This window comes from Streptomyces sp. NPDC059002, assembly GCF_042740435.1.
Taxonomy (GTDB): Bacteria; Actinomycetota; Actinomycetes; order Streptomycetales; family Streptomycetaceae; genus Streptomyces.
On record NZ_JBHYJI010000014.1, the window covers coordinates 55,625 to 76,911 of the forward strand.

General features: G+C 70.6%; 21 protein-coding genes and 1 tRNA gene. 8 read left to right on the forward strand and 14 right to left on the reverse strand.

Going from position 1 to position 21,287, the window contains the following annotated elements; translation table 11 throughout:
• Positions 1–29: 29 nt before the first annotated feature.
• Entirely contained in the window at positions 30–821 is a 792-nt protein-coding gene (locus ACFWZ2_RS15575) for an exodeoxyribonuclease III (RefSeq protein ID WP_384545782.1), read from the reverse strand.
• Positions 822–889: 68 nt separating this feature from the next.
• On the opposite strand from ACFWZ2_RS15575, the gene ACFWZ2_RS15580 reads away from it, so the two are divergent.
• A complete protein-coding gene (locus ACFWZ2_RS15580) occupies positions 890–1,408 on the forward strand; it encodes a GNAT family N-acetyltransferase (RefSeq protein ID WP_384545784.1) in 519 nt (172 codons plus the stop codon).
• A gap of 97 nt (positions 1,409–1,505) precedes the next feature.
• Here the strand turns inward: ACFWZ2_RS15580 and ACFWZ2_RS15585 are convergent, their stop codons facing one another.
• The 9 genes from ACFWZ2_RS15585 to galU all read right to left on the reverse strand — a co-directional run bounded on the left by ACFWZ2_RS15585 (position 1,506) and on the right by galU (position 9,044).
• On the reverse strand, positions 1,506–2,708 hold the full coding sequence (locus tag ACFWZ2_RS15585; RefSeq protein ID WP_384545786.1) for an ATP-binding protein: 1,203 nt from the start codon (positions 2,706–2,708) through the stop codon (positions 1,506–1,508).
• Between the two features lie 6 nt (positions 2,709–2,714).
• A complete protein-coding gene (locus ACFWZ2_RS15590; RefSeq protein ID WP_384545788.1) occupies positions 2,715–3,176 on the reverse strand; it encodes a hypothetical protein in 462 nt (153 codons plus the stop codon).
• Positions 3,177–3,312: 136 nt separating this feature from the next.
• A tRNA-Ala gene (locus ACFWZ2_RS15595) sits at positions 3,313–3,386 on the reverse strand.
• 85 nt (positions 3,387–3,471) lie between these two features.
• Entirely contained in the window at positions 3,472–4,722 is a 1,251-nt protein-coding gene (glpR, locus tag ACFWZ2_RS15600) for a gephyrin-like molybdotransferase receptor GlpR (protein ID WP_384545790.1), read from the reverse strand.
• 218 nt (positions 4,723–4,940) lie between these two features.
• Positions 4,941–5,543, reverse strand: coding sequence for a GNAT family N-acetyltransferase (locus tag ACFWZ2_RS15605; protein ID WP_384545792.1), 603 nt, complete (start codon positions 5,541–5,543; stop codon positions 4,941–4,943).
• Positions 5,544–5,560: 17 nt separating this feature from the next.
• Complete coding sequence (locus ACFWZ2_RS15610) at positions 5,561–6,160, reverse strand: molybdenum cofactor biosynthesis protein B (RefSeq protein ID WP_384545794.1); 600 nt, start codon at positions 6,158–6,160, stop codon at positions 5,561–5,563.
• Positions 6,157–6,693, reverse strand: coding sequence for a cyclic pyranopterin monophosphate synthase MoaC (gene moaC, locus ACFWZ2_RS15615; RefSeq protein WP_384545796.1), 537 nt, complete (start codon positions 6,691–6,693; stop codon positions 6,157–6,159). Before moaC ends, ACFWZ2_RS15610 begins: the two co-directional genes overlap by 4 nt.
• 85 nt (positions 6,694–6,778) lie before the next feature.
• A complete protein-coding gene (gene glp / locus ACFWZ2_RS15620) occupies positions 6,779–8,125 on the reverse strand; it encodes a gephyrin-like molybdotransferase Glp (protein WP_384545798.1) in 1,347 nt (448 codons plus the stop codon).
• Between the two features lie 4 nt (positions 8,126–8,129).
• Positions 8,130–9,044 carry a UTP--glucose-1-phosphate uridylyltransferase GalU gene (gene galU / locus ACFWZ2_RS15625; RefSeq protein ID WP_384545800.1) on the reverse strand — a complete coding sequence of 305 codons (915 nt, stop codon included), beginning with the start codon at positions 9,042–9,044 and terminating at the stop codon, positions 8,130–8,132.
• A gap of 93 nt (positions 9,045–9,137) precedes the next feature.
• On the opposite strand from galU, the gene ACFWZ2_RS15630 reads away from it, so the two are divergent.
• Positions 9,138–9,752 carry a 5-formyltetrahydrofolate cyclo-ligase gene (locus ACFWZ2_RS15630; RefSeq protein ID WP_384545802.1) on the forward strand — a complete coding sequence of 205 codons (615 nt, stop codon included), beginning with the start codon at positions 9,138–9,140 and terminating at the stop codon, positions 9,750–9,752.
• Between the two features lie 69 nt (positions 9,753–9,821).
• Here the strand turns inward: ACFWZ2_RS15630 and ACFWZ2_RS15635 are convergent, their stop codons facing one another.
• Positions 9,822–12,569, reverse strand: a complete 2,748-nt coding sequence (locus ACFWZ2_RS15635) for a penicillin acylase family protein (RefSeq protein WP_384545804.1) — start codon at positions 12,567–12,569, stop codon at positions 9,822–9,824.
• A gap of 250 nt (positions 12,570–12,819) precedes the next feature.
• Here ACFWZ2_RS15635 and ACFWZ2_RS15640 point away from each other — a divergent pair, with 250 nt between their 5' ends.
• From ACFWZ2_RS15640 to mscL, 6 genes are all read left to right on the forward strand, one after another.
• Positions 12,820–14,352: a potassium/proton antiporter gene (locus ACFWZ2_RS15640; protein ID WP_384545806.1), complete on the forward strand. Its 1,533-nt coding sequence runs from the start codon at positions 12,820–12,822 to the stop codon at positions 14,350–14,352.
• A gap of 236 nt (positions 14,353–14,588) precedes the next feature.
• Positions 14,589–15,860 carry an MFS transporter gene (locus ACFWZ2_RS15645; protein ID WP_384545808.1) on the forward strand — a complete coding sequence of 424 codons (1,272 nt, stop codon included), beginning with the start codon at positions 14,589–14,591 and terminating at the stop codon, positions 15,858–15,860.
• 67 nt (positions 15,861–15,927) lie between these two features.
• Positions 15,928–16,257: an FmdB family zinc ribbon protein gene (locus ACFWZ2_RS15650; protein WP_384545810.1), complete on the forward strand. Its 330-nt coding sequence runs from the start codon at positions 15,928–15,930 to the stop codon at positions 16,255–16,257.
• 117 nt (positions 16,258–16,374) lie between these two features.
• Positions 16,375–17,226, forward strand: coding sequence for an S-methyl-5'-thioadenosine phosphorylase (locus tag ACFWZ2_RS15655; RefSeq protein ID WP_384545812.1), 852 nt, complete (start codon positions 16,375–16,377; stop codon positions 17,224–17,226).
• A 295-nt stretch (positions 17,227–17,521) separates the two neighbouring features.
• On the forward strand, positions 17,522–17,992 hold the full coding sequence (locus ACFWZ2_RS15660) for a hypothetical protein (protein ID WP_384545814.1): 471 nt from the start codon (positions 17,522–17,524) through the stop codon (positions 17,990–17,992).
• Between the two features lie 138 nt (positions 17,993–18,130).
• Positions 18,131–18,607, forward strand: a complete 477-nt coding sequence (gene mscL, locus ACFWZ2_RS15665) for a large conductance mechanosensitive channel protein MscL (RefSeq protein WP_384545816.1) — start codon at positions 18,131–18,133, stop codon at positions 18,605–18,607.
• 7 nt (positions 18,608–18,614) lie between these two features.
• Here the strand turns inward: mscL and ACFWZ2_RS15670 are convergent, their stop codons facing one another.
• The 3 genes from ACFWZ2_RS15670 to pflA all read right to left on the reverse strand — a co-directional run bounded on the left by ACFWZ2_RS15670 (position 18,615) and on the right by pflA (position 21,180).
• The gene (locus tag ACFWZ2_RS15670) at positions 18,615–18,824 is read right to left on the reverse strand and encodes a hypothetical protein (RefSeq protein WP_384545818.1); all 210 of its coding nucleotides are present in this window, start codon (positions 18,822–18,824) and stop codon (positions 18,615–18,617) included.
• Between the two features lie 37 nt (positions 18,825–18,861).
• Positions 18,862–20,274, reverse strand: a complete 1,413-nt coding sequence (locus ACFWZ2_RS15675; protein WP_384545820.1) for a NarK family nitrate/nitrite MFS transporter — start codon at positions 20,272–20,274, stop codon at positions 18,862–18,864.
• A gap of 84 nt (positions 20,275–20,358) precedes the next feature.
• Entirely contained in the window at positions 20,359–21,180 is an 822-nt protein-coding gene (pflA, locus tag ACFWZ2_RS15680) for a pyruvate formate-lyase-activating protein (protein ID WP_384545822.1), read from the reverse strand.
• Between the last annotated feature and the right edge of the window lie 107 nt (positions 21,181–21,287).

A 21,287-nucleotide genomic window follows, 5' to 3' on the forward strand; every position in this document is an offset into this window, starting at 1 on the left:
GACTTTGTGACCGTCCGCGCGACTCGCCCCTACAGGTCGTAGACCACCGTGACGGGCGCGTGGTCACTCCACCGCTCGGCGTGGCTCGCGGCCCGCTCGACGTACGCCTTCACCGCGCGCTCCGCGAGACCGGCCGTCGCCACGTGGTAGTCGATGCGCCAGCCCGTGTCGTTGTCGAAGGCGCGCCCGCGGTAGGACCACCACGAGTAGGGCCCCTCGACGCCCGGGTGCTGCGCCCGCACGACGTCCTCGTACTCCTCGAAGACCTCGTCCAGCCAGGCGCGCTCCTCGGGCAGGAAGCCGGAGTTCTTCTTGTTGCCCTTCCAGTTCTTGAGGTCGGCCTCCTGGTGGGCGATGTTCCAGTCGCCGCAGACGACGACGTGCCGTCCCTCGGCGGCCGCCCGCTTCTTGAGGTCCTTCAGGTACACGAGGAACTCCGCCATGAAGCGGATCTTCTCGTCCTGCCGCTCGGTGCCGACCTCACCGGAGGGCAGGTACAGGCTGGCCACGGTGACACCCGGCAGATCGGCCTCCACATACCGCCCACTGCCGTCGAACTCCTCCGACCCGAAGCCGACCTGCACGCGCTCCGGCGCACGGCGCGTGTACAGGGAGACCCCCGCGCGCCCCTTCGCGGCGGCCGGCGCGTGCACGACGTGCCAGCCCTCGGGGTCGCGCACCTCGTCCGGCAGCTGCTTCTCCTCGGCGCGCACCTCCTGCAGGCACAGCACGTCGGCCGAGGTCCCGGCGAGCCACTCCACGAAGCCCTTCTTGGCGGCCGCGCGCAGCCCGTTCACATTCACGGAAGTCACAGTGAGCATCCCGGCACGATACCGGCACACTGGACTGCGCAGCCCACATCCATTCGCATAGAAGTACGATATCCCGCATGACTATCCATGACCGTCCCGTCGCCGCACCCCCCGCCATCCACCTGCGCACGGTCACCTTCGCGCACCCGGACGCCCTCGCCCTGAACGACCGCGTCCAGCTCGAATATGCGGAGCGGTACGGCGACGAGGGCGATGTCACGCCGCTCGACGCCGCCATGTTCGAGCCCCCGCGGGGCCTGTACCTCATCGCGTACGACGAGCACGGAACCGCCCTCGCCACCGGCGGCTGGCGCTCCCAGGACGAGAACGAGGAGGGCTACGCGGACGGCGACGCGGAACTGAAGCGCATGTACGTCACCCCCGAAGCCCGCGGCCTCGGCCTCGCCCGCCGCATACTCGCCGCGCTGGAGGACGACGCGAGAGCGGCGGGCCGCCACCGCATGGTCCTGGAAACCGGCACGAAGCAGCCCGAGGCAGTGGCCCTCTACCTCTCCAGCGGCTACACCCCCACCGCCCAGAAGTTCGGCCACTACCGCTTCGACGACTTGAGCCTCTGCTACGTGAAGGCTTTGTAGCCCCGAAAGGGACGCGGGGCTCTGACATGTGCGGCTTCGCCACGTGGGGCGCCCAGCCACAAGGCACGCGCAGCGGACAACGAAACGGGCCGAGGCCTCAACGCACCGCCGACCGCAGGTCCAACTCAGCCACGGCCCCGCCCCCTTCCCCATTGCTCAAGCGCAGCCGCACACCCAACACCTTCGCCTGCCCCTGCGCAATGGTCAGCCCGAGCCCGAGCCCCACCCCCTGCCGCCCGCTCCGGAACCGCTGCGGCCCGCCCGAAAGCAGCCCCGGCGGAAAACCGCCCCCGGAGTCCCGCACCCGCACCATCCCGCCGTCGACCTCCACGGTCACCGGCGGCGCCCCGTGCCGCAGCGCGTTGCTCACGAGATTGGCCAGGACCCGCTCCACCCGCCGCGGATCCGTCTCGACCCGTACGTCCCGCAGGACCTCGACCGTCACACCGGCCGCCCCCGCGGCCCCCGCCGCGGCCGACCTCCGTACCAGCGCGCCCAGTTCGCACATCTCCGCGGACACCTGCTCGGCGGCCCCGTCGAGGCGGGCCACCTCGATGACGTCGTCGACCAGCTCCCGCAGCCGCCCCGCCGACTCCCGCACCAGCTCGGAGGGGCGCCCCGGCGGCAGCAGCCCGGCCGCCGTCACCATGCCCGCCACCGGCGTCCGCAGCTCGTGCGCGATGTTCGCCGTGACCTCACGCTCGGCCTGCAGCCGTGCGGCGAGCGCGTCCGCCATGGTGTTCACGGCGCTCGCCAGCTGGGTGATCTCGTCCTTGCCGTGCAGCGGGAGGCGCGCCGTCAGATCCCCGTCGGCGATGCGCCGCGCGGCCCCCGCCTTCGCGGTGAGCCGCCGCCCGAGCCGGGTGGCGACGAGCAGCCCGGCCACGCACGCGAGCGCGGTCCCGATGCCGCCCGAGATCCACAGCACCCGGTCCAGGTCGTGCAGGGCCTCCGACTCCCTTTCATAGGGCCGCTTGAGCGCGATGACTTCCTTGCCGTACTTGCTCGCCGCCCACATCTGCGGCACCCGGCCGCTCCGGTCCAGATAGACGCCCCAGCGCCCGTCCCGCACGGCCGCGGCGAGCGGCTTCGGCAGATCGGGCGGGTCGATCAGCGTCCGGTCGCCGTCGACGCCCGCCGCGTGGTCCTGCACCGCGGTCTGCAGCCGGTCCCCGATCTGCCCGCGCGCGCTCGCGAACTGGGCGTCCACGGTGCGGTGATGCACGAGGAGCCCCATCACGACGGACACCACGGCCGCGGTGCCCGCGATGGCGATACCGATCTTGGTACGCAGTCCCATGCCGCCTCAGAACTCCGGAACGGACAGCCGGATGCCCTGGAACTGCACGTTCACCGCCTCCGCGGGCAACTCCTCCGGTCTCTTCGGCTCGACGGTCGCCCTCCGGTAGTACGCCACCCGCTCCTGCCGCTCGAGCCCGCTGAGCGTCAGCGTCGCCTCGTACGGCTTCTTGGCGCAGCCCGGCAGGCACCACTGGCCGCTCAGCTTCCCGCTCGCCCGCGCGGTCGGCCCGCCCCAGTCCCGCCACTTCAGCCCGGACACGGTGACGAACTCGGTGAGCCCCACGACCGTCGGCCGCTGCAGCGGCTGCCCCATCGCGTCGGCCACATAGACGGGCCCCGTCACCTTCGACGGCCGCAGCGCGGGCCCCTCCACCTTCAGCCCATCGGGCCCGCCGCACCCACCGACCAGCACGGCGGCGAGCGCGGGTCCGCAGACGGCTGCGGTGGTCTTCAGCGGGGACAACATGGATCAAATGTATCGAGACCCGCATAAAGGACACTTCGAGCGAGTACACGGCCGAACCCACGGCCAACGGCCGACACCGCGCCCAACGCAAAGATCCCGCCCGGTTCGATGAACCGGACGGGATCTTCATGTGCAGTGGACCTGTGGGGATTTGAACCCCAGACCCCCTCGATGCGAACGAGGTGCGCTACCAGACTGCGCCACAGGCCCTTGCAACGAGTGAAACTCTAGCATCCCGATCGGGGTGCTCGGAAATCCGCTCCTTGCTGGTCAGCCGGGGGGATCTCACGACGCCTCACTCGTTGGCCGCGCGCGGCCGGTCGCCGTCCTCGTACTGATCGAAGAGCGGCGTGCGCCCGCGCTCGCGGGCCCGGCGCGCGGACGCCGCCCGGCGGGCGTCGCTGCGCCCTCCGCCGTCGTCGGCCCCCTCGGCCCCTTCGGCGTCGGCTTCGGCACCCCTGCTCCCCGCGGAGCCGTCGCGCTGCTGCTTCTCGTACTGCTCCGCCGCCGCGTCCGCCGCCGGCTCCGCGGTGCTCGACCGGGCCGAGCTCCAGGCGTCGGGCGCACCGAGGTCGACGCTGCCGGTGGCGCGCGGGGCGACCGGCGCGGTCACATACGTCGGCAGCGGCACCGGCACCGGGTCCCAGCTGTCGCCGCGCCCTGGACCGCGCTGGCGCTCGCGCTGCTGGTCGACCCACTCCGCGTGGTCGGTCTGCTCCACCAGCGCCCTGCGGTCGGCGGCGAGGGCGGCGAGCCCGGTCTCCGTCTCCGGGGCCGGTCCCTCCTCCGTCTCGTCGGCGGCCTGCTCGGCGCCCGCGGGGCGGCGGCGCGGCTGCCGCTCACGCAGCCGCTGCGCCGCGGCCTCGGCCCTGCGCCGGTCCATCGTGTAGACGAACCGCCGCCGCTCCTGGCCGCGCAGATAGACGATGTACGCGCTCAGCAGTACGGCGGGCACCGCGGGCGCCCACAGGAACGCGAGCCCGCCGACCGCGGCGACGACCGCGCCGACCGTGAAGGCGATGAAGAGCAGCACCGTGGTGCGCCGGCGCCGCGCGAGGACCTTCGAGCGCCTGGCGCGTGCGGCGGCCTCCGCGGACGCGGCGCGCTGCGCGCGCGACACCTTGGGCCGCGGGGCGGGTTCCTGCCCGGCTTCCGGTTCGCGCTCCCGTTCGTGCTCCCGTTCGTGCTCGGCTTCGGGTCCGGGTGCTGGGCGCGCCTTCTGACGGACCGGAGGCTCCGCCCGCTCCGCCCGGGACTCCCGCTCCGCCTGGCCGCCCGGAGGCGCGACAAAGGCCCGGACGTCCACCGAATCGGTGGCGTCGTCCGGGTCGCCGCGCCGCTCCCCCTCCTCGGGCGAGCGCGCTTGCAGGTCCTTGGCGTATCGGCGCTCCATGCCCGCGCGTCCGGACAGCAACCGGATGGCGGTGCTGAAGCGTTCCGTCGGACGGGCTTCGTTCAGCTCGTCCTGCCTACGGAGCCACATCGGCACCAAGTAGGCGGCCCAGGCCCCGACGATGACTGCGTAGATGAGGCCGCTGCTGCTCACGCTCACACGGTAGAGGGGTTCCGCCTGGGCCATCTGCCAATTGGGCCGGTGTGTCGCACGATCTGGCTGATATCTCGAACTTTTTTTGTGACTGATGCGATCAACAGGCCGCCGTCACCGTGAAATTAATGCCTGAGACAAGCCTCATACGAGCCTCAGACGGTCGATCGCCGATCAATTTCGAACACTTATTTCATTTACGCGGGTCCCGAACCGAACTACGCCGTGTTCCGAGGTCGCGCCTGGTGCCAGCGGCACAACAACCCTTCCGGTACCTCTTCGGCCGTGAGCGCGAAGACGAGATGATCCCGCCACGCTCCGTCGATGTGCAGATACCGCGGGCGGAGCCCCTCCTCGCGGAATCCGAGTTTCTCCACGACCCGGCGGCTCGGCGCGTTCTCCGGGCGAATACAGACCTCGATGCGGTGCAGCCCGACCGACCTGAAGCAGTGGTCGACGGCGAGCGCCACGGCGGTCGGCATCACTCCGCGGCCCGCGACGGACTCGTCGACCCAGTAGCCGACGTGCCCCGAGCACATCGAGCCCCAGGTGATCCCCGCGACCGTCAACTGCCCGACGAGACGGCCCTGGTACTCGATCACGAAGGGCAGCATCCGGCCCGCGTTGGCCTCGGCGCGCAGATGCCTGACCATCTGCCGGTAGGTGGGGCGGTGCGCGATCGGGCCGCTCGGGGTGGGCGGCGGGATCGTCGCCTCCCAGGGGCGCAGCCAGTCGCGGTTGCGCCGGTTGACCTCGCGCCAGGCCCGCTGGTCGCGCATCTTTATGGGGCGGAGGGCGATGTCGCCGTCCGTCAGCTCCACGGGCCAGGAAGGGCCGTTCAGCTCGTACCCCCCGCGGGCCTGGGATGGTCGCCGCCGCGCAACTGGTCGACGGCATGCTTCAGGAGCGGCTCCAGGACGGCGATCCCGTCGCGTACGCCTCCGGTGGAGCCCGGCAGGTTCACGATGAGCGTGCGGCCCGCGACCCCGGCGAGGCCCCGGGACAGTACGGCCGTGGGGACCTTGTCCCTGCCGTACGCGCGGATGGCCTCCGCGATGCCCGGCACTTCGTGGTCGATGACGCCGCGGGTGACGTCCGGGGTGCGGTCGGTGGGCGAGATGCCGGTGCCGCCGGTGGTGAGGATCACGTCGTAGCCCGCGGCCGCGCCCGCGCGCAGGGCCTGCTCGACCGGGTCGCCGTCGGGCACGACCTGGGGGCCGTCGACGGCGAAGCCCAGCGCGGTCAGACCCTCGACGAGGATCGGGCCGCCCTTGTCGGCGTAGACGCCTGCGGCGGCGCGGTTGGAGGCCGTGACGACCAGCGCGCTGTACGGCGCCGACAGGGCGCCGCCCGCCGACGCGTCCAGGGCCGACGGCGACACCGGCCGCGACTGCCCTGCCGTCCCCTGCCCCCCGTCCGCTGCGCCCCGGCCGCTCATGCCCCTGCTCCCTCGCGGCTCCACGTCCCCGACTTCCCGCCGGTCTTCTCCTCGACGCGTACGTCCGTGATGACGGCGCCCTTGTCGACGGCCTTCACCATGTCGATCACGGTGAGGGCGGCGACGCTCACCGCGGTGAGGGCCTCCATCTCGACGCCCGTACGGTCCGTCGTCTTCACCGTGGCGAGGATCTCGACGGCGTCGTCCGCCACGGAGAGGTCGAGCTTCACTCCGGCGACGGCCAGCGGGTGGCAGAGCGGGATCAGGTCCGGGGTGCGCTTGGCGCCCATGATGCCCGCGATCCGCGCGGTCGCGAGGGCATCGCCCTTGGGGAGAGCCTCTTCTGGTGATTCCCCGCGCAGCAGCTCGATCACGCGCGGCGAGACCAGCACGCGGCCGCTGGCGCGCGCGGTCCGCGCGGTCACGTCCTTCTCGGACACATCGACCATGCGGGCGGCGCCCGCCTCGTCGATGTGCGTCAGTCGCTGCTGCTCAGGGGCTCCGGGGGTGTCCCCCCGGGAAATCGCGGTCATGTGCTCTGGCGCTCCCGGTCCGGGCCCCGCGCGGTGCGGCGCGCGGGCCTGTTGTGCGCGACACGGTACCGCGCGGGTGGCCTTCTCAGCCGAGCAGGACCACCTCGACGTCCGCGCCGGGATCCACCGACGTGGTGTCCTCGGGGACGACGATCAGCGCGTCCGCGTGCGCGAGCGCGGCGATCAGATGCGAACCGGAACCGCCCACGGGCGTCACCCGGCCCGCCTCGGCGTCGTACCGCCCACGGAGGAACTGGCGGCGTCCCGCGGGCGAGTTGAGCGCCTTGTCGGACACCAGCTCCGCGCGCGCGGTGGCCCTGTGCACCTCCGGGAGGCCCATCAGGGCGCGGATCGCGGGCCGCACGAAGATCTCGAAGGAGACGTACGACGACACGGGGTTGCCCGGCAGCGCGAGCAGCGGGGTGTGGTCGGGGCCGATCGAGCCGAAGCCCTGCGGCTTGCCCGGCTGCATGGCGAGCTTGCGGAACTCCACGCCGCTGCCCGCCCCGATGCCCTCCTCGTCGTCCGGGTCGCCGATGGCGGACAGGGCCTCCTTGACGACGTCGTACGCACCGACGCTCACGCCGCCCGTGGTGACGATGAGGTCGGCGCGGATCAGCTGGTCCTCGATGGTGGAGCGCAGCGTCTCCGCGTCGTCGGCCACCGCGCCCACGCGGTAGGCGATGGCTCCGGCGTCGCGGGCGGCCGCGGTGAGGGCGAAGCTGTTGGAGTCGTAGATCTGGCCGTCCGCCAACTCCTCGCCGGGCTGGACCAGTTCGCTGCCGGTGGACATGACGACCACGCGCGGGCGCGGGCGCACCTTCACCGTGCCGCGGCCGATCGCGGCGAGCAGGGCGATCTGCGGCGGGCCGAGCACCGTGCCCGCGGTCAGGGCGCGGTCGCCGGCCTGGACGTCGCTGCCCCGCGCGCGCACATGCGCGCGTGCCTCGGCGGGGCGGTGCACGCGGACCTCTCCGGAGGCGCCTTCGGGGGCCGCGCTGTGCGCGCGCATCCCGGAGACGGGGCCCTCACCGAGGCCTCCGTCGGTCCACTCCACGGGGACGACGGCCTCGGCGCCGGGCGGCAGCGGGGCGCCGGTCATGATGCGCGCGGCCTGGCCCGCGCCGACGGTGGGCTGCGCGCCCGCGCCCGCGGCCACGTCGCCGATGACGGTCAGGACGGCGGGGAACTCCTCGCTCGCGCCCGCGACATCGGCGACGCGCACCGCGTACCCGTCCATGGAGCTGTTGTCGAAGGGCGGCAGCGAGACGGGCACCGTGACGTCCTCGACGAGTACGCAGCCCTGGGCGTCGAGGAGTTGGAGCTCGATGGGCTCCAGCGGGCGGACCGTGCCGAGGATGTCGTCCACGTGCTCGTCCACCGACCAGAGGTGGTTCTGACCGGCGGCCGGTGTCGTCGTGCTGCTGCTCAAAGTGCTACATCTCCTCGGTGACGTAACTGCGAAGCCAGGCCTGGAAGTCCGGGCCCAGATCTTCACGTTCGCACGCGAGTCTGACAATGGCACGCAGATAGTCGCCGCGGTCACCGGTGTCATAGCGGCGGCCCTTGAAGACGACGCCGTGCACCGGTCCGCCGACCTTCTCGTCCGCGGCGAGCTGCTGGAGCGCGTCGGTGAGCTGGATCTCGCCGCCGCGGCCCGGCTCGGTCTTGCGCAGCACATCGAAGACGCTCGGGTCGAGGACGTAGCGACCGATGATCGCGTAGTTCGACGGGGCGTCCGCGGTGTCCGGCTTCTCGACCAGGTCGGTGATCTTGACGACGTCGTCGCCGTCCTCGGTGGCCTCGACGGCCGCGCAGCCGTACATGTGGATCTGCTCCGGAGCGACCTCCATGAGCGCGATGACGCTGCCGCCGTGCCGCTCCTGGATCTCGACCATGCGGGCGAGCAGGGGGTCGCGCGGGTCGATGAGGTCGTCGCCGAGGAGGACCGCGAACGGCTCGTGGCCCACGTGCGGAGCGGCGCACAGGACGGCGTGACCGAGTCCCTTGGGGTCGCCCTGGCGTACGTAGTGCATGGTCGCGAGGTCGCTGGATTCCTGGACCTTCGCGAGGCGGGCCTCGTCGCCCTTCTTCAGGAGGGCGGACTCCAGTTCGTAGTTGCGGTCGAAGTGGTCCTCCAGGGGGCGCTTGTTGCGGCCCGTGATCATGAGGACATCATCGAGACCGGCGGACACGGCCTCCTCGACCACGTACTGGATCGCCGGCTTGTCGACGACCGGCAGCATCTCCTTGGGGGTCGCCTTGGTCGCCGGCAGGAAGCGCGTGCCGAGGCCGGCGGCGGGGATGACCGCCTTGGTGATCCTGGGGGTGGGGGGGTGAGACTCAGTCATGGCGACCACCATATCCGGTACGTATGTGCGGAATCTGTGGGTCCAGATAATTGGGTGTGATATGCGCATACGCGGAAGGATTTGTGATTACCGATGAGCGGAACCGGCCCCGACGGCCAGCCAACCAAGCGCATGTTGCGGCGAGACTTCCTCGCGGTGAGGAACCGGTTGACTGCGGATGACGCGGAAAAGGCCGCGGCGGTTCTCGCCGAGCGCGCCCTGGAACTGCCCGAGCTGGCCGCGGCACGCACGGTCGCGGCCTATGTCTCCGTGGGCGGCGAGCCCGGCACGCGCGCCCTCCTCGACGCCCTCCACGCGCGCGGGACACGGGTCCTGCTGCCGGTACTGCTCGCCGACAACGACCTGGACTGGGGCGCGTACGACGGGGCGGGCTCGCTCGTCCGCGTGCAACACCAGGGAAAGATCGAGCTGTTGGAGCCCTCCGGAACGCGGCTCGGTCCCGACGCCGTGCTGGAGGCGGACGCCGTGCTGCTGCCCGGGCTCGCCGTGGACGAGCGCGGGATGCGGCTCGGGCGGGGCGGCGGATCGTACGACCGCGTCCTGGCCCGTCTGGAGCGCGCGGGTGCCGACCCCGCTCTTGTGGTGCTCCTGTACGACGCCGAAGTGGTTGCGCACGTCCCCGGTGAGGCGCATGACCGTCCCGTGCACGCCGTGGTGACGCCGTCGGGAGCGCGCCGCTTCCGCTGAGCGTCACCCACGCCGAAAAGGGCCCTTCACGCGTGCGTGGAGGGCCCTTTCAGGTGGTGCCGTGCGCGGTCAGGGGCGCAGCACCAGCGTGTCGCTCGTACTGCCGTCGACCGCCTTCTTGGAGTAGGCCCACGGCAGGAGTTCGCCCTTGGCCCACTTGTCGGTCTGGTCGGTGTAGTGCGCGTTGTACGCGTGCCCCGATGCGCCGGTGAGGTTGATCCACTTGGACTTGTCGAGGTCCTTGAGGTTCACGACCATGCGCATCGACGGCACCCAGACCACGCCGTAGCCGCCCGCCGCGTTCCAGCCGGTGGCGTTGACCGCGGCCTCGCCGCCGCCGAGGTTCCAGGGGCCGCGGTTGAGCACGAACTGCAGCCAGCCGGGGCCTTCGGTGCCCAGCGTCTGGTTCTTCAGCGTGAGGCGGTGCAGACGGCCCCAGCTCCAGGTGTCGACGTCCTTGCCGAGCTTGGCCGTCAGGTCCCAGCGCGCGTCCTCCATGGCCCGCTTGAACAGCTGGTCGCGGGTCTTGGTCTCCTCGTCGGTACGGGTCCCCGGCGACTTCCACCAGTCGTTGGTCTCGTCATCGATGATCTTGCGGACCACTTCGTAGTAGCGGTCGCCGCCGTCGGGCTGGGCCGAGTCCGCGTCGCGCTCGCCGCACTCGCGCACCTTCTTGCCCTCGTCGGCGGGTCCGGTGTTGCCGGCCGGTTCGACGTTCAGGCACTGGCCCTTGACGCGCAGCTCCTTGGGGAGCTTGTTGCCGAAGGCGAGCTTGAGGATGCTGCGCCAGACCGAGTTGAAGTACGCGGCGGCCGCCGAGTCGGCGTCCTGGGTGTAGTCCCAGCCCTCAAGGAGCTTCTGGGCCTCACGGACGTACTTGTCCTTGATGTCGATCTTGAGCAGCTTGGGCACGAGCAGCTTGGCGATCTCGCTGCTGTTGTCCATCTGCATGAGGCGCATGTCCTCGGTCGAGATCTTGCCGCCGTTCTTGATCTTCGACTGGATGAGGTCGTCGATCCGCTGGCTGCGCGCTCCGTAGCCCCAGTCCGCGGTGAGCTGGTAGGGGTACTTGTCCTTGTCGATCACGGCCTGGTTGGCGGTGACGATGTAGCCGCGCTTCGGGTCGTACTCGTAGGGCAGCGCGTCCTGCGGGATGTAGCCGGTCCAGCGGTACTCGGGGTCCCAGCCCGGGGCCGGGAGCGAGCCGTCGCCCTTGCCGCGGACCGGGATCTTGCCGGGCGCCTGGTAGCCGATGTGGCCTTCGCGGTCGGCGTAGATCAGGTTCTGGGACGGCACTTCAAAAGAAGCGGCCGCCTTGCGGAACTCCGTGAAGTCCTTCGCCTTGTTGAGCTCGAAGACGGCGTCCATGGACTTGCCCGGGGTCAGCGCGGTCCAGCGCAGCGCGACTCCGTAGCCGTCGCCGCGGTCCGGGGCCGCAGTGTCGACACCGGCCTTCTTGCCGACCTTGACCAGTTCGTCGTCGCGGTCGGAGATCAGCGGGCCGTTGTTGGTCTCCCGGACCGTGATCTTCTTTTCCTTGCCGCCCGCGACCTTGATGACCTCTTCGCGCGTCTTGAAGGGCAGCACCTTCTCGTCGTACTGGTAGCCGTCCCCGGTGAACTTCTCCAGGTACAGGTCGGTGACGTCGGCGCCGAGGTTCGTCATGCCCCAGGCGATCTGGTCGTTGTGGCCGATGACCACGCCCGGCATGCCGGAGAAGGTGTAGCCCGAGACGTCGTACTGGCACTTCGAAGAGACCGAGCGGCAGTGCAGGCCCATCTGGTACCAGACGGAGGGCAGCTGCGGCGCGAGGTGCGGGTCGTTGGCCAGGAGCGGCTTGCCGGTGATGGTGTGCTCGCCCGAGACCACCCACGAGTTCGAGCCGATGCCGTTGCCGTTCGGGCCGAGGATCGCGGGCACGTCGTCCAGGACGTCCGAGAGCCCCGAGAGCTGGGACTGCATCCCGGCGGGTGCCTGAGTGCCGCCCGCAAGGCCCGTGCCCGCCGTGCCGCCGGTCCCCGTCTGGGTGCTGGTGCCCTTGGCGTCGTACTCCTTGGTGACGCTGTTGTAGGCGCCCTCCTGGACGATGGGCTTGTTCCGCTTGAACGGGTACTTCGGGTACAGGTCCTTGATCTGCTCCGGGCCGAGGCGGCTCGTCATCAAGGAGCGGTCGATCTCGTCCTGCATGTTGCCGCGCAGGTCCCAGGCCATCGCCTTGAGCCAGGCCACGGAGTCGACGGGCGTCCACTCCTGGGGCGCGTAGTCGTTCTCGAAGCCGAGCGCCGCGTACTCGACGGAGATGTCCTTGCCGTCCTTGCCTTCAAGGTAGGCGTTGACTCCCTTGGCGTACGCCTGGAGGTACTTCTTCGTCTCCGGGGAGAGCTTGGAGTCGTACTCCTTCTTCGCCACCCGGTGCCAGCCGAGCGTGCGCAGGAATTCATCGTTCTTGACCTGGCTCTTGCCGAACATCTCGGAGAGCCGCCCGGAGGTCATATGACGGCGTACGTCCATCTCCCAGAAGCGGTCCTGCGCCTGGACGTACCCCTGGGCCATGAAGAGGTCGGCGTCGGACTCGGCGTAGATCTGCGGGATGCCGTTGCCGTCGCGCTTCACGTCGACCGGCCCGGAGAGGCCGTCGAGCTTGATCGTTCCCTTGGTCTGGGGGAAGGAGGCGCGCACGGTGCTGATGCTCCAGTACGCGCCGAAGCCGATGCCTCCGACGATGGCCAGGACCAGGACGATCACGATGAGTCGGGCTCGGCGCCCCTTCTTCTTGCCGGACTTATGACCGGAAGAGGCGGTGGTGTTGGAGGGCATCGCTGTCCTTGCTGTCCTTACGCGAGCGGCAGGGCGGGCTGTGCTGTCGACTGGGCGGCTCTGGGAGCGCTGGAGCAACCATAGGCGCAGGGCGTTGCGGCTCCGGACGCGGAGTCAGGAACGGACTGCCGACAACGGGCCACCGAGTCCGGAACCTACATCCCCGGAGATCGGATGAGTGTTCGACGACGTCAAGGAGGCGTTAACAATTAGGTAAGGTAACGAAGTACCTGGCTCGCAAGAAGTCCTTGTGCGCGCACGGCGGAAGGAACGGCCCCTGACTGTCCACCACCTCAACCAGCTCCTGCTCGTCTGCTCGCTCGTTCTGCTCGTCGCGGTGGCGGCGGTCCGCATCTCGTCGCGCAGCGGGCTCCCCAGCCTGCTGCTCTACCTCGGCATCGGCGTCGCGATAGGCCAGGACGGCATCGGCAACGTCACCTTCAACAACGCCGAGCTGACGCAGGTCATCGGCTATGCCGCCCTGGTCGTGATCCTCGCCGAGGGCGGCCTCGGGACGAAATGGAAAGAGATCAAGCCCGCGCTGCCCGCGGCGGCCGCGCTGTCGATCGTCGGCGTCGCCATCAGCGTCGGCGTCACGGCGGCGGGGGCCCACTACCTCGTCGGCCTCGAGTGGCGGCAGGCCCTGATCATCGGCGCGGTGGTGTCCTCCACGGACGCGGCGGCGGTCTTCTCCGTGCTGCGGAAGGTGCCGCTCCCCTCACGGGTGACGGGTGTTCTCGAAGCGGAGTCGGGGTTCAACGACGCCCCTGTGGTGATCCTCGTCGTGGCCTTCTCCACGGCGGGCCCGGTGGACGACTGGTACGTACTGATCGGCAAGATCGCCCTGGAGCTGGCGATCGGCGCCGCGATCGGCCTCGCGGTCGGCTGGCTCGGCGCCTACGGCCTGCGGCACGTGGCCCTGCCCGCCTCCGGCCTCTACCCCATCGCCGTCATGGCCATCGCGGTCGCGGCGTACGCGGCCGGCGCCATGGCCCACGGCAGCGGCTTCCTCGCCGTCTACCTGGCCTCGATGGTCCTCGGCAACGCCAAGCTGCCGCACTGGCCGGCCACCCGCGGCTTCGCCGAAGGACTCGGCTGGATCGCCCAGATCGGCATGTTCGTACTGCTCGGCCTGCTCGTCACCCCGCACGACCTGCTCGACGACACCTGGCCCGCGATCATCATCGGCCTGGTCCTGACGATGGTGGCGCGCCCCCTGGAGGTCGTGCTCAGCCTGCTTCCGTTCCGCATGCCCTGGCAGGAGAAGGCGCTGCTCTCCTGGGCGGGCCTGCGCGGCGCCGTGCCCATCATCCTGGCGACCATCCCGATGGTGGGCGGCGTCGAGGACAGCCAGCGGATCTTCAACATCGTCTTCGTCCTGGTCGTCGTCTACACCCTCATCCAAGGCCCCACGCTGCCGTGGCTGGCCAGGAAGCTGCGGCTCGGCGACTCCGCGGAGGCCGCCGACCTCGGCATCGAATCGGCGCCCCTGGAGCGGCTGCGCGGGCATCTGCTCTCGGTGGGGATCCCCAAGGGCTCGCGGATGCACGGTGTCGAGGTCAGCGAGCTGCGGCTGCCCATGGGGGCCGCGGTCACGCTCGTCGTACGCGATGGAGAATCGTTCGTTCCGCTGCCCTCCACGGTGCTGCGCCGCGGCGACGAGCTCCTCGTGGTGGCCACCGACCCGGTGCGGGACGCCGCCGAGAAGCGGCTGCGCGCCGTCGGCCACGGCGGAAAGCTCGCCGGATGGCTGGGAAGCAACGGAGAAAAGCACCAATCGTAGGTGTCAGGGGTCTCATCGGCTGCAATCACAGGGGCAGATGAGACCATCCCCTGTACGATGAAGGCACCTGATCGAACCAACTCTGCCTGAAGCAGAGCTGGCGCGACCGTATGGCGGCCGTGGCAATCCCCGCAGTGGAGCCCGGCATCTACCGCAGTTCCGCGCAAGAGGACAGCTCTCGGCGCCGCCGCCCTGAAAAGGGGGCCGCGCTACCAGGCGGCAGAAAGGCACGGGCCGTGGCATCCACGGTCACCGAATCCCGCCCGGGCTACGGACAGCTCCTGCGCACCCCTCGCGCCTGGACGTTCCTGCTTCCCGGCTTCGCTGCCCGCCAGCCGTTCGCGATGCTCACCATCTCGATCGTGCTCCTCGTGCAGCACACCACCGGCTCCTACGGCGCCGCGGGCGCCGTCTCCGCCGTCACCGGCGTCTCCATGGCGATGTTCGCGCCGTTCAGCGGCAAGCTCGCCGACCGGTTCGGGCAGCGCGCCGTGCTGGTGCCCGGCGTGCTCGTGCACTCCGCCTCGGTGCTCACCCTGACCGTCCTCGCACTCTCCGACGCCCCCTTGTGGGCGCTTTTCGTGGCCGCCGTGCCCGCCGGTGCCTCGACGCCGCAGATCGGCCCCATGGTGCGCGCCCGGTGGGGCGTCAAGCTGCAGGACTCCCCCCTGGCCAGCACCGCGGCCGCCTTCGAGTCGGTCACCGACGAGCTGACCTTCGTCCTCGGCCCGCTCTTCGCGACCGCGCTGTGCACCACCATCGACCCGGCCGCCGGACTGCTCACGGAGGCCGGACTCACGCTCGTGGGCGGCCTCCTGTTCGCCGCGCAGAAGAGCACCCAGCCCAAGCCCTCCTCGCACGACGCGGAGCACGCACGCGTGGAGCACGTCTCCGCCCTGCGCATCCCCGGTGTGCGGGTCCTGATCGTGACGTTCCTCGGCATCGGCGCCGTCTTCGGCGGCATGCAGGTCTCGCTGGCCGCCTTCACCGAGTCGATCGGCGAGCCCGGCCTGAACGGTGTCCTCTACGGCACGTTCGCGGCGGGCAACATGCTCTCCGGCATCGCCTGCGGCGCCATCGCCTGGAAGGTCTCCCCGCAGCGGCGCCTCCTCGTCGGCTACGCGGCGCTGACCCTGATGGCCTCCGGCCTGTGGGCCGCGCACTCCGTGCCGCTCCTCGCGGGCCTCGGCCTGCTCGTCGGCGTCTGCATCGCTCCCGCGCTGATCAGCGGCTACACCCTGGTCGACAAGCTGGTCCCGCCGACCGGCCGCACGGAGGCCTTCACCTGGCTCACCGGCGCGGTCGCGCTCGGCCAGGCGGCGGCCGTCACGGTCGCCGGACAGCTGGAGGACCGCTTCTGGGACGGCGCCGGATTCCTGGTCCCCCTGGGAGGCACGGCACTGGCCCTCGTGGTGCTGCTCGCCCTGCGTTCACGGCTCGTGCCGAAGGCGCCCGGGCGGACGGTGGCGCGTGGCGTGGGTCACCGCACGCCGGTCACGGTGGACTGATCTCGCGGAATACGTCACTATGGACCGTCGTTAGCACTCATCGAGTGAGAGTGCCAGGAGGAAGCAAGTGCCGACGTACCAGTACCAGTGCACCGAGTGCGGCGAGGGCCTCGAGGCCGTGCAGAAGTTCACGGACGACGCCCTGACCGAGTGCCCGAGCTGCAACGGACGCCTCAAGAAGGTGTTCTCGGCTGTCGGCATCGTCTTCAAGGGGTCCGGCTTCTACCGCAACGACAGCCGCGGCTCGTCGTCGAGCAGCACGCCGGCCGCGTCGAAGTCCTCGTCGGACACGAAGTCCTCTTCGTCGTCCTCGGCTTCTTCGTCCTCCTCGACGTCCTCCTCCTCGGACTCGAAGTCGTCCGGCTCCTCGTCGACGTCGTCGAGCTCGGCCGCGTAGCACTTCATCCGGAGCCCTCCGGGCACATCCTTCCCAGGACCTCGCCGTTCCCGACGGCGGGGTCCTCGGCGTTCTGCGGTGTTTTCCGGGGTTTCCGGCCCGGATACTGTGCGGTTCATGGTGAACACGGCGAACGCGACGCGGGCCGAGATCGGCGTGATCGGCGGCTCCGGCTTCTACTCCTTCCTCGACCATGTGACCGAAGTGCAGGTCGACACCCCCTATGGAGCGCCCAGCGACTCCCTCTTCCTCGGTGAGGTCGCGGGACGCCAGGTCGCCTTCCTCCCCCGGCACGGCCGGGGCCACCACCTGCCGCCGCACCGCATCAACTACCGCGCCAACCTCTGGGCGCTGCGCTCCGTCGGCGTACGGCAGGTGCTCGGACCGTGCGCGGTCGGCGGGCTGCGCGGCGAGTACGGGCCGGGGACGCTCCTGGTGCCCGACCAGCTGGTGGACCGCACGAAAACACGGGCACAGACATACTTCGACGGGATCCCGCTGCCCGACGGCGACGTGCCCAACGTCGTGCATGTGTCGCTCGCCGATCCGTACTGCCCCGCGGGACGGAGCGCCGCGCTGAAGGCGGCACGGGGCCGTGACTGGGAGCCGGTGGACGGCGGGACGCTCGTGGTCGTCGAGGGACCGCGCTTCTCGACCCGTGCGGAATCGCTCTGGCACGCGGCACAGGGCTGGTCGGTGGTGGGCATGACCGGGCATCCCGAGGCGGTGCTCGCCCGCGAACTGGAGCTCTGCTACACGTCGTTGACCCTGGTCACGGACCTGGACGCGGGCGCGGAGACCGGCGAGGGCGTCTCGCACGACGAGGTCCTGCAGGTGTTCGCGGCCAATGTGGACCGGCTGCGGGGCGTGCTCTTCGACGCGATAGCGGGGCTGCCTGCGGACGGGGAGCGTGAGTGCTTGTGCGCGGGGGCGCTGGGTGGGATGGATCCGGGGATCCGGCTGCCGTGAGGGGATTCCTGGGCCGCCGCCAGTCGGGGGCTGAGGTGGCGGAGGTGGCTGCGGTGGCTGCGGTGGCTGCGGTGGCTGCGGTGGTGGAACTCCCCCTTCGAGTGAGGGAGTTGTCCACAACCGGCCGGTAGTCCACGGGGCCCAGCGGGAATCGGCGCGGGCCTGCATCGTGAGAGCGGAAGCCCAGCTCTTCGCATCGCAGGCGGTGGTTGTCGTGTCCCAGGTCCCTTCTCAGACGCACGTCCCTTCTCAGACGCACGCCCCTTCTCAGACCCAACCGGCAGAGAGCTGCCCGGTGCCGCACTTCGCCCCCGTGCGGGTGCGCGGCGGGCATCCGCGGCTGCGCCGGCTGATGCGGCACAGACGGCGCGCCATGGCCGCCGGGCTCGCGATGGCCGCCGCGGCACTCGCGGCCGCGGGCCCCCGGGACGCGGACCCGCCGCAGGCGCGCGCGGCAGCCGTGGAACCCTCGCGGGAGGGGCGGTCGGCGGAGCGGGTGACGGCGCCGGTCCGGATCGCCGACGCGGATGCGGTGCGCCTGCTGCGCCCCGGCGACCGGATCGACGTGATCGCCGCCGACGCGTCGCCCGGGGGCGGCGGCAAGCCGCGCGTGGTGGCGACGGGGGCGCGGGTTTCCCAGGTGCCCGAGCAAGGGGAAAGCCCCATCGAGAGTGGCGCGTTGGTGGTGCTCTCGGTGCCGCGCGACACGGCGGCGCGGCTCGCCGGGGCCGGGGCGAGCGCGCGTCTGGCGGTGACGCTGCGGTGATCGGGAGTGTTTACGATCGCACTGACCCCCTGTCAAGTCGCCCGTTCGTGCGAGCGAATTGGACAGGCCAGCCACGGTCTGACGTAGGTTGCGAAGTTGTTTGTTCCGCAACCCGCACATGCAACGAAAGGCCTCGTGGTGAGCGAGAAGAAGGAACCGGGCGTCTGGGAGGGCTTCAAGGCCTTCCTGATGCGCGGCAATGTCGTCGACCTGGCGGTCGCGGTGGTCATCGGCGCCGCGTTCACGAACATCGTGAACTCGGTGGTCAAGGGTGTCATCAACCCGCTCGTCGGCGCCTTCGGGACGAAGGATCTCGACCACTACAGCTCGTGCCTGAAGGCACCGTGCGTGACGAAGCCCGACGGGACGGTCGAGAGCGGCATCCCGATCATGTGGGGTTCCGTGCTCAGCGCGGTCCTCAGCTTCGTGATCACCGCGGCCGTCGTGTACTTCCTGATGGTGCTGCCGATGGCCAAGTACCTGGCGAAGCAGGCGGCACGGAAGGCCGCCAAGGAAGGCGCGCAGGAAGTCCTGGAGGTGTCCGAGCTGGAGGTCCTCAAGGAGATCCGCGACGCGCTCGTCGCGCAGCGCGGCTCGGGGCACCGCGAGGAGTAGCGCGGAATCAGAGGTGGTGGGGCGGCTTCTCGTCGAGGAAGCGGGCCAGGTCGGCGGCGCTGTCGCCACCCGTGTCGGCCCGCTCGCCCCACCCCCGGTCCGTGTCGTCCGAAGACTGCTGGAACAGCGGGTCGTCGAAGACCAGAGCGTTCTTCGGCCGCTTCGGATTCTTCGGCTTCTCCGGATCGCGCGGTTCGGGAGCGGGGGCGGTACTCATGCCTCCAGGGTACGTCGACGGGGCCGGCCGGCCCCGCTCAGCTCGGGGCCTCGGCGCCCTTGCGGGCGTAGAACCACCAGCAGACGACCAGGCATGTGCCGTAGAAGCCGATGAACATCCACAGCGCGGTGGTGACGGCGAGGTTCGCGAACATCGCCGGGATGAAGAAGAAGCCGTATGCCGCGATGGCGGCGGAGAAGCCGGTGACCGCGCCCGCCTCCATCTCGGCCTGCTTGAGCGCGGCGCCCTCCGCGTCCGGGCCCTGGCCCGCCGCCTTCTTCAGGTGCAGGTCCCGGAAGATCACCGGGATCTGCCGGAACGTCGAGCCGTTGCCGACGCCGGAGAACGCGAACGCGCAGAGGAACCCGATGTAGAAGGTCCAGAAGCTGCCCTTGTCGCCGCCGGACGGCAGCGCGCTGATCACGACGACGAGCGAGGCCGCCATGCCGACGAAGGACACCATGGTGACCCTGGCCCCGCCGATCTTGTCCGACAGCCACCCGCCGGCCCAGCGGGTGAGGGCGCCGATGAAGGGGCCGATCCAGGCGTAGGTGGTGGCCTGGTAGCCCGAGGCCGCGAAGTTGTTCTTGATCAGCAGCGGCAGGCCCGCGGCGAAGCCGATGAACGAGCCGAAGGTGCCGACGTACAGCCAGGTCATCAGCCAGTTGTGCTTGCGCTTGAAGATGACCTTCTGGCGGCTGAAGGGGGCGGCGGCGACCTTCAGGCCGTTCATCAGGAACCAGGCGAGCAGCGCCATGACCACCAGGAGCGGCACCCAGAGGAACGCGCCGTTCTGCAGCCAGACGTCCTCGTTCTTGACGGTGTCGCGCTGGGGGTCGCCCGCGGGGGCGCCCAGGACGGCCGCCGTGACGACCAGCGGGGCGACCAGCTGGACGACGGAGACGCCGAGGTTGCCGAGTCCGCCGTTGAGTCCGGCGGCGCTGCCCTTCTCCTTCTTGGGGAAGAAGAAGCCGATGTTCGCCATGGACGAGGAGAAGTTGGCGCCGCCGATGCCGCAGACGGCGGCGATCAGGGCGAGCTCCCAGTAGGGGGTGCCGGTGTCCTGGAGCGCGAAGCCCAGCCAGAGCATGGGGGCGATCAGGATGAGCGTGGAGAACGCGGTGAACTTCCGCTCGCCGAAGATCGGCCCGATGAAGGTGTAGAGGATGCGGAAGGTGCCGCCGGTGAGGCCGGGGATGGCCGTCAGCCAGAACAGCTGCGAGGTGGTGAGGCCGAACCCCACGTCGTTGAGGCGGACGGCGGTGACCGACCAGACCTGCCAGACGACGAAGCCGAGCATCAGGGCCGGGATGGACACCCACAGATTACGGTTGGCGACCTTGTGGCCGGTCGTGCGCCAGAAGGAGTCGTCCTCCGGCCGCCATTCCGCGATCGTCGAGCCGGGGCGGTAGGTGTCGCCCGTCCGCCGGTGGCTGGTGGGAGCACTCATGCGGCCACGCTAGGCACGGCCCCTGGTGGCCGCTCGTCCGCTGGGCCGTTCGGGTGGCCCGTGCCCCGTGCGCCGCGCCCGCCGTCAGACGGCCTTGAGGCCCTGCGCCGCGAAGATCTCCTTGGCGGCGGCCACCTGCTCCGGTGTCGGGGAGGGGGTGTCGCGCAGCGTGAAGTCCTTGCCGAGGGCGTCCCACTTCGCCTCGCCCAGCTTGTGGAAGGGCAGCACGTCGACGCGCGAGACGTTGCCGAGCGAGGCGGCGAAGCGGGCGACGCCCTCGATGTTCGCCGGGTCGTCGGTCAGGCCGGGGACGAGGACGAAGCGCACCCAGACGTTCTTGCCGAGGTCGGCGAGGCGGTGGGCGAAGTCGAGGGTGGGCTGCAGCGGACGGCCGGTGACCTTCTTGTACGTCTCGGGGTCCCAGGACTTGATGTCGAGCAGGACCAGGTCGACGTCGCGGAGCAGGGCGTCGGTGGCGCGTGCGCCGAGGAAGCCCGAGGTGTCCAGAGCGGTGTGCAGGCCCAGTTCGTGCTTGAGGCGGTGCAGGAGTTCGCCGGTGAAGACGGGCTGCAGGAGGGGCTCGCCGCCGCTGACGGTGGCTCCTCCCCCGGCGGCCGAGATGAACTTGGTGTACTTGGCGGCTTCCGCGATGACGTCGTCGACGGTGGTCCGCTTGCCGTTGCGCATCCGCCAGGTGTCGGGGTTGTGGCAGTACAGACAGGTCAGCGGGCACCCGGAGAGGAACGTGACGAAGCGGGTGCCGGGACCGTCGACGCCGGTGGACAGGTCCCAGGAGTGGATGGATCCGGTGACGGGACGATGGGTCGCGGCGGCCGCGGGGGTGGCCGCGTCCTCATCGGCCACGACGGGGCGTACGGGGATGTCGGTACCGAGCAGGACAGCCATGGCGGAACTCCCGAACTACTGGCAGGACGTGGTGTGCGCGGCACCCGGGGCCGGGGTGAGGGCCCGGCCCCGGGGCCGCGGATCGGGGGCGGCTCCGGGGAGGGAGC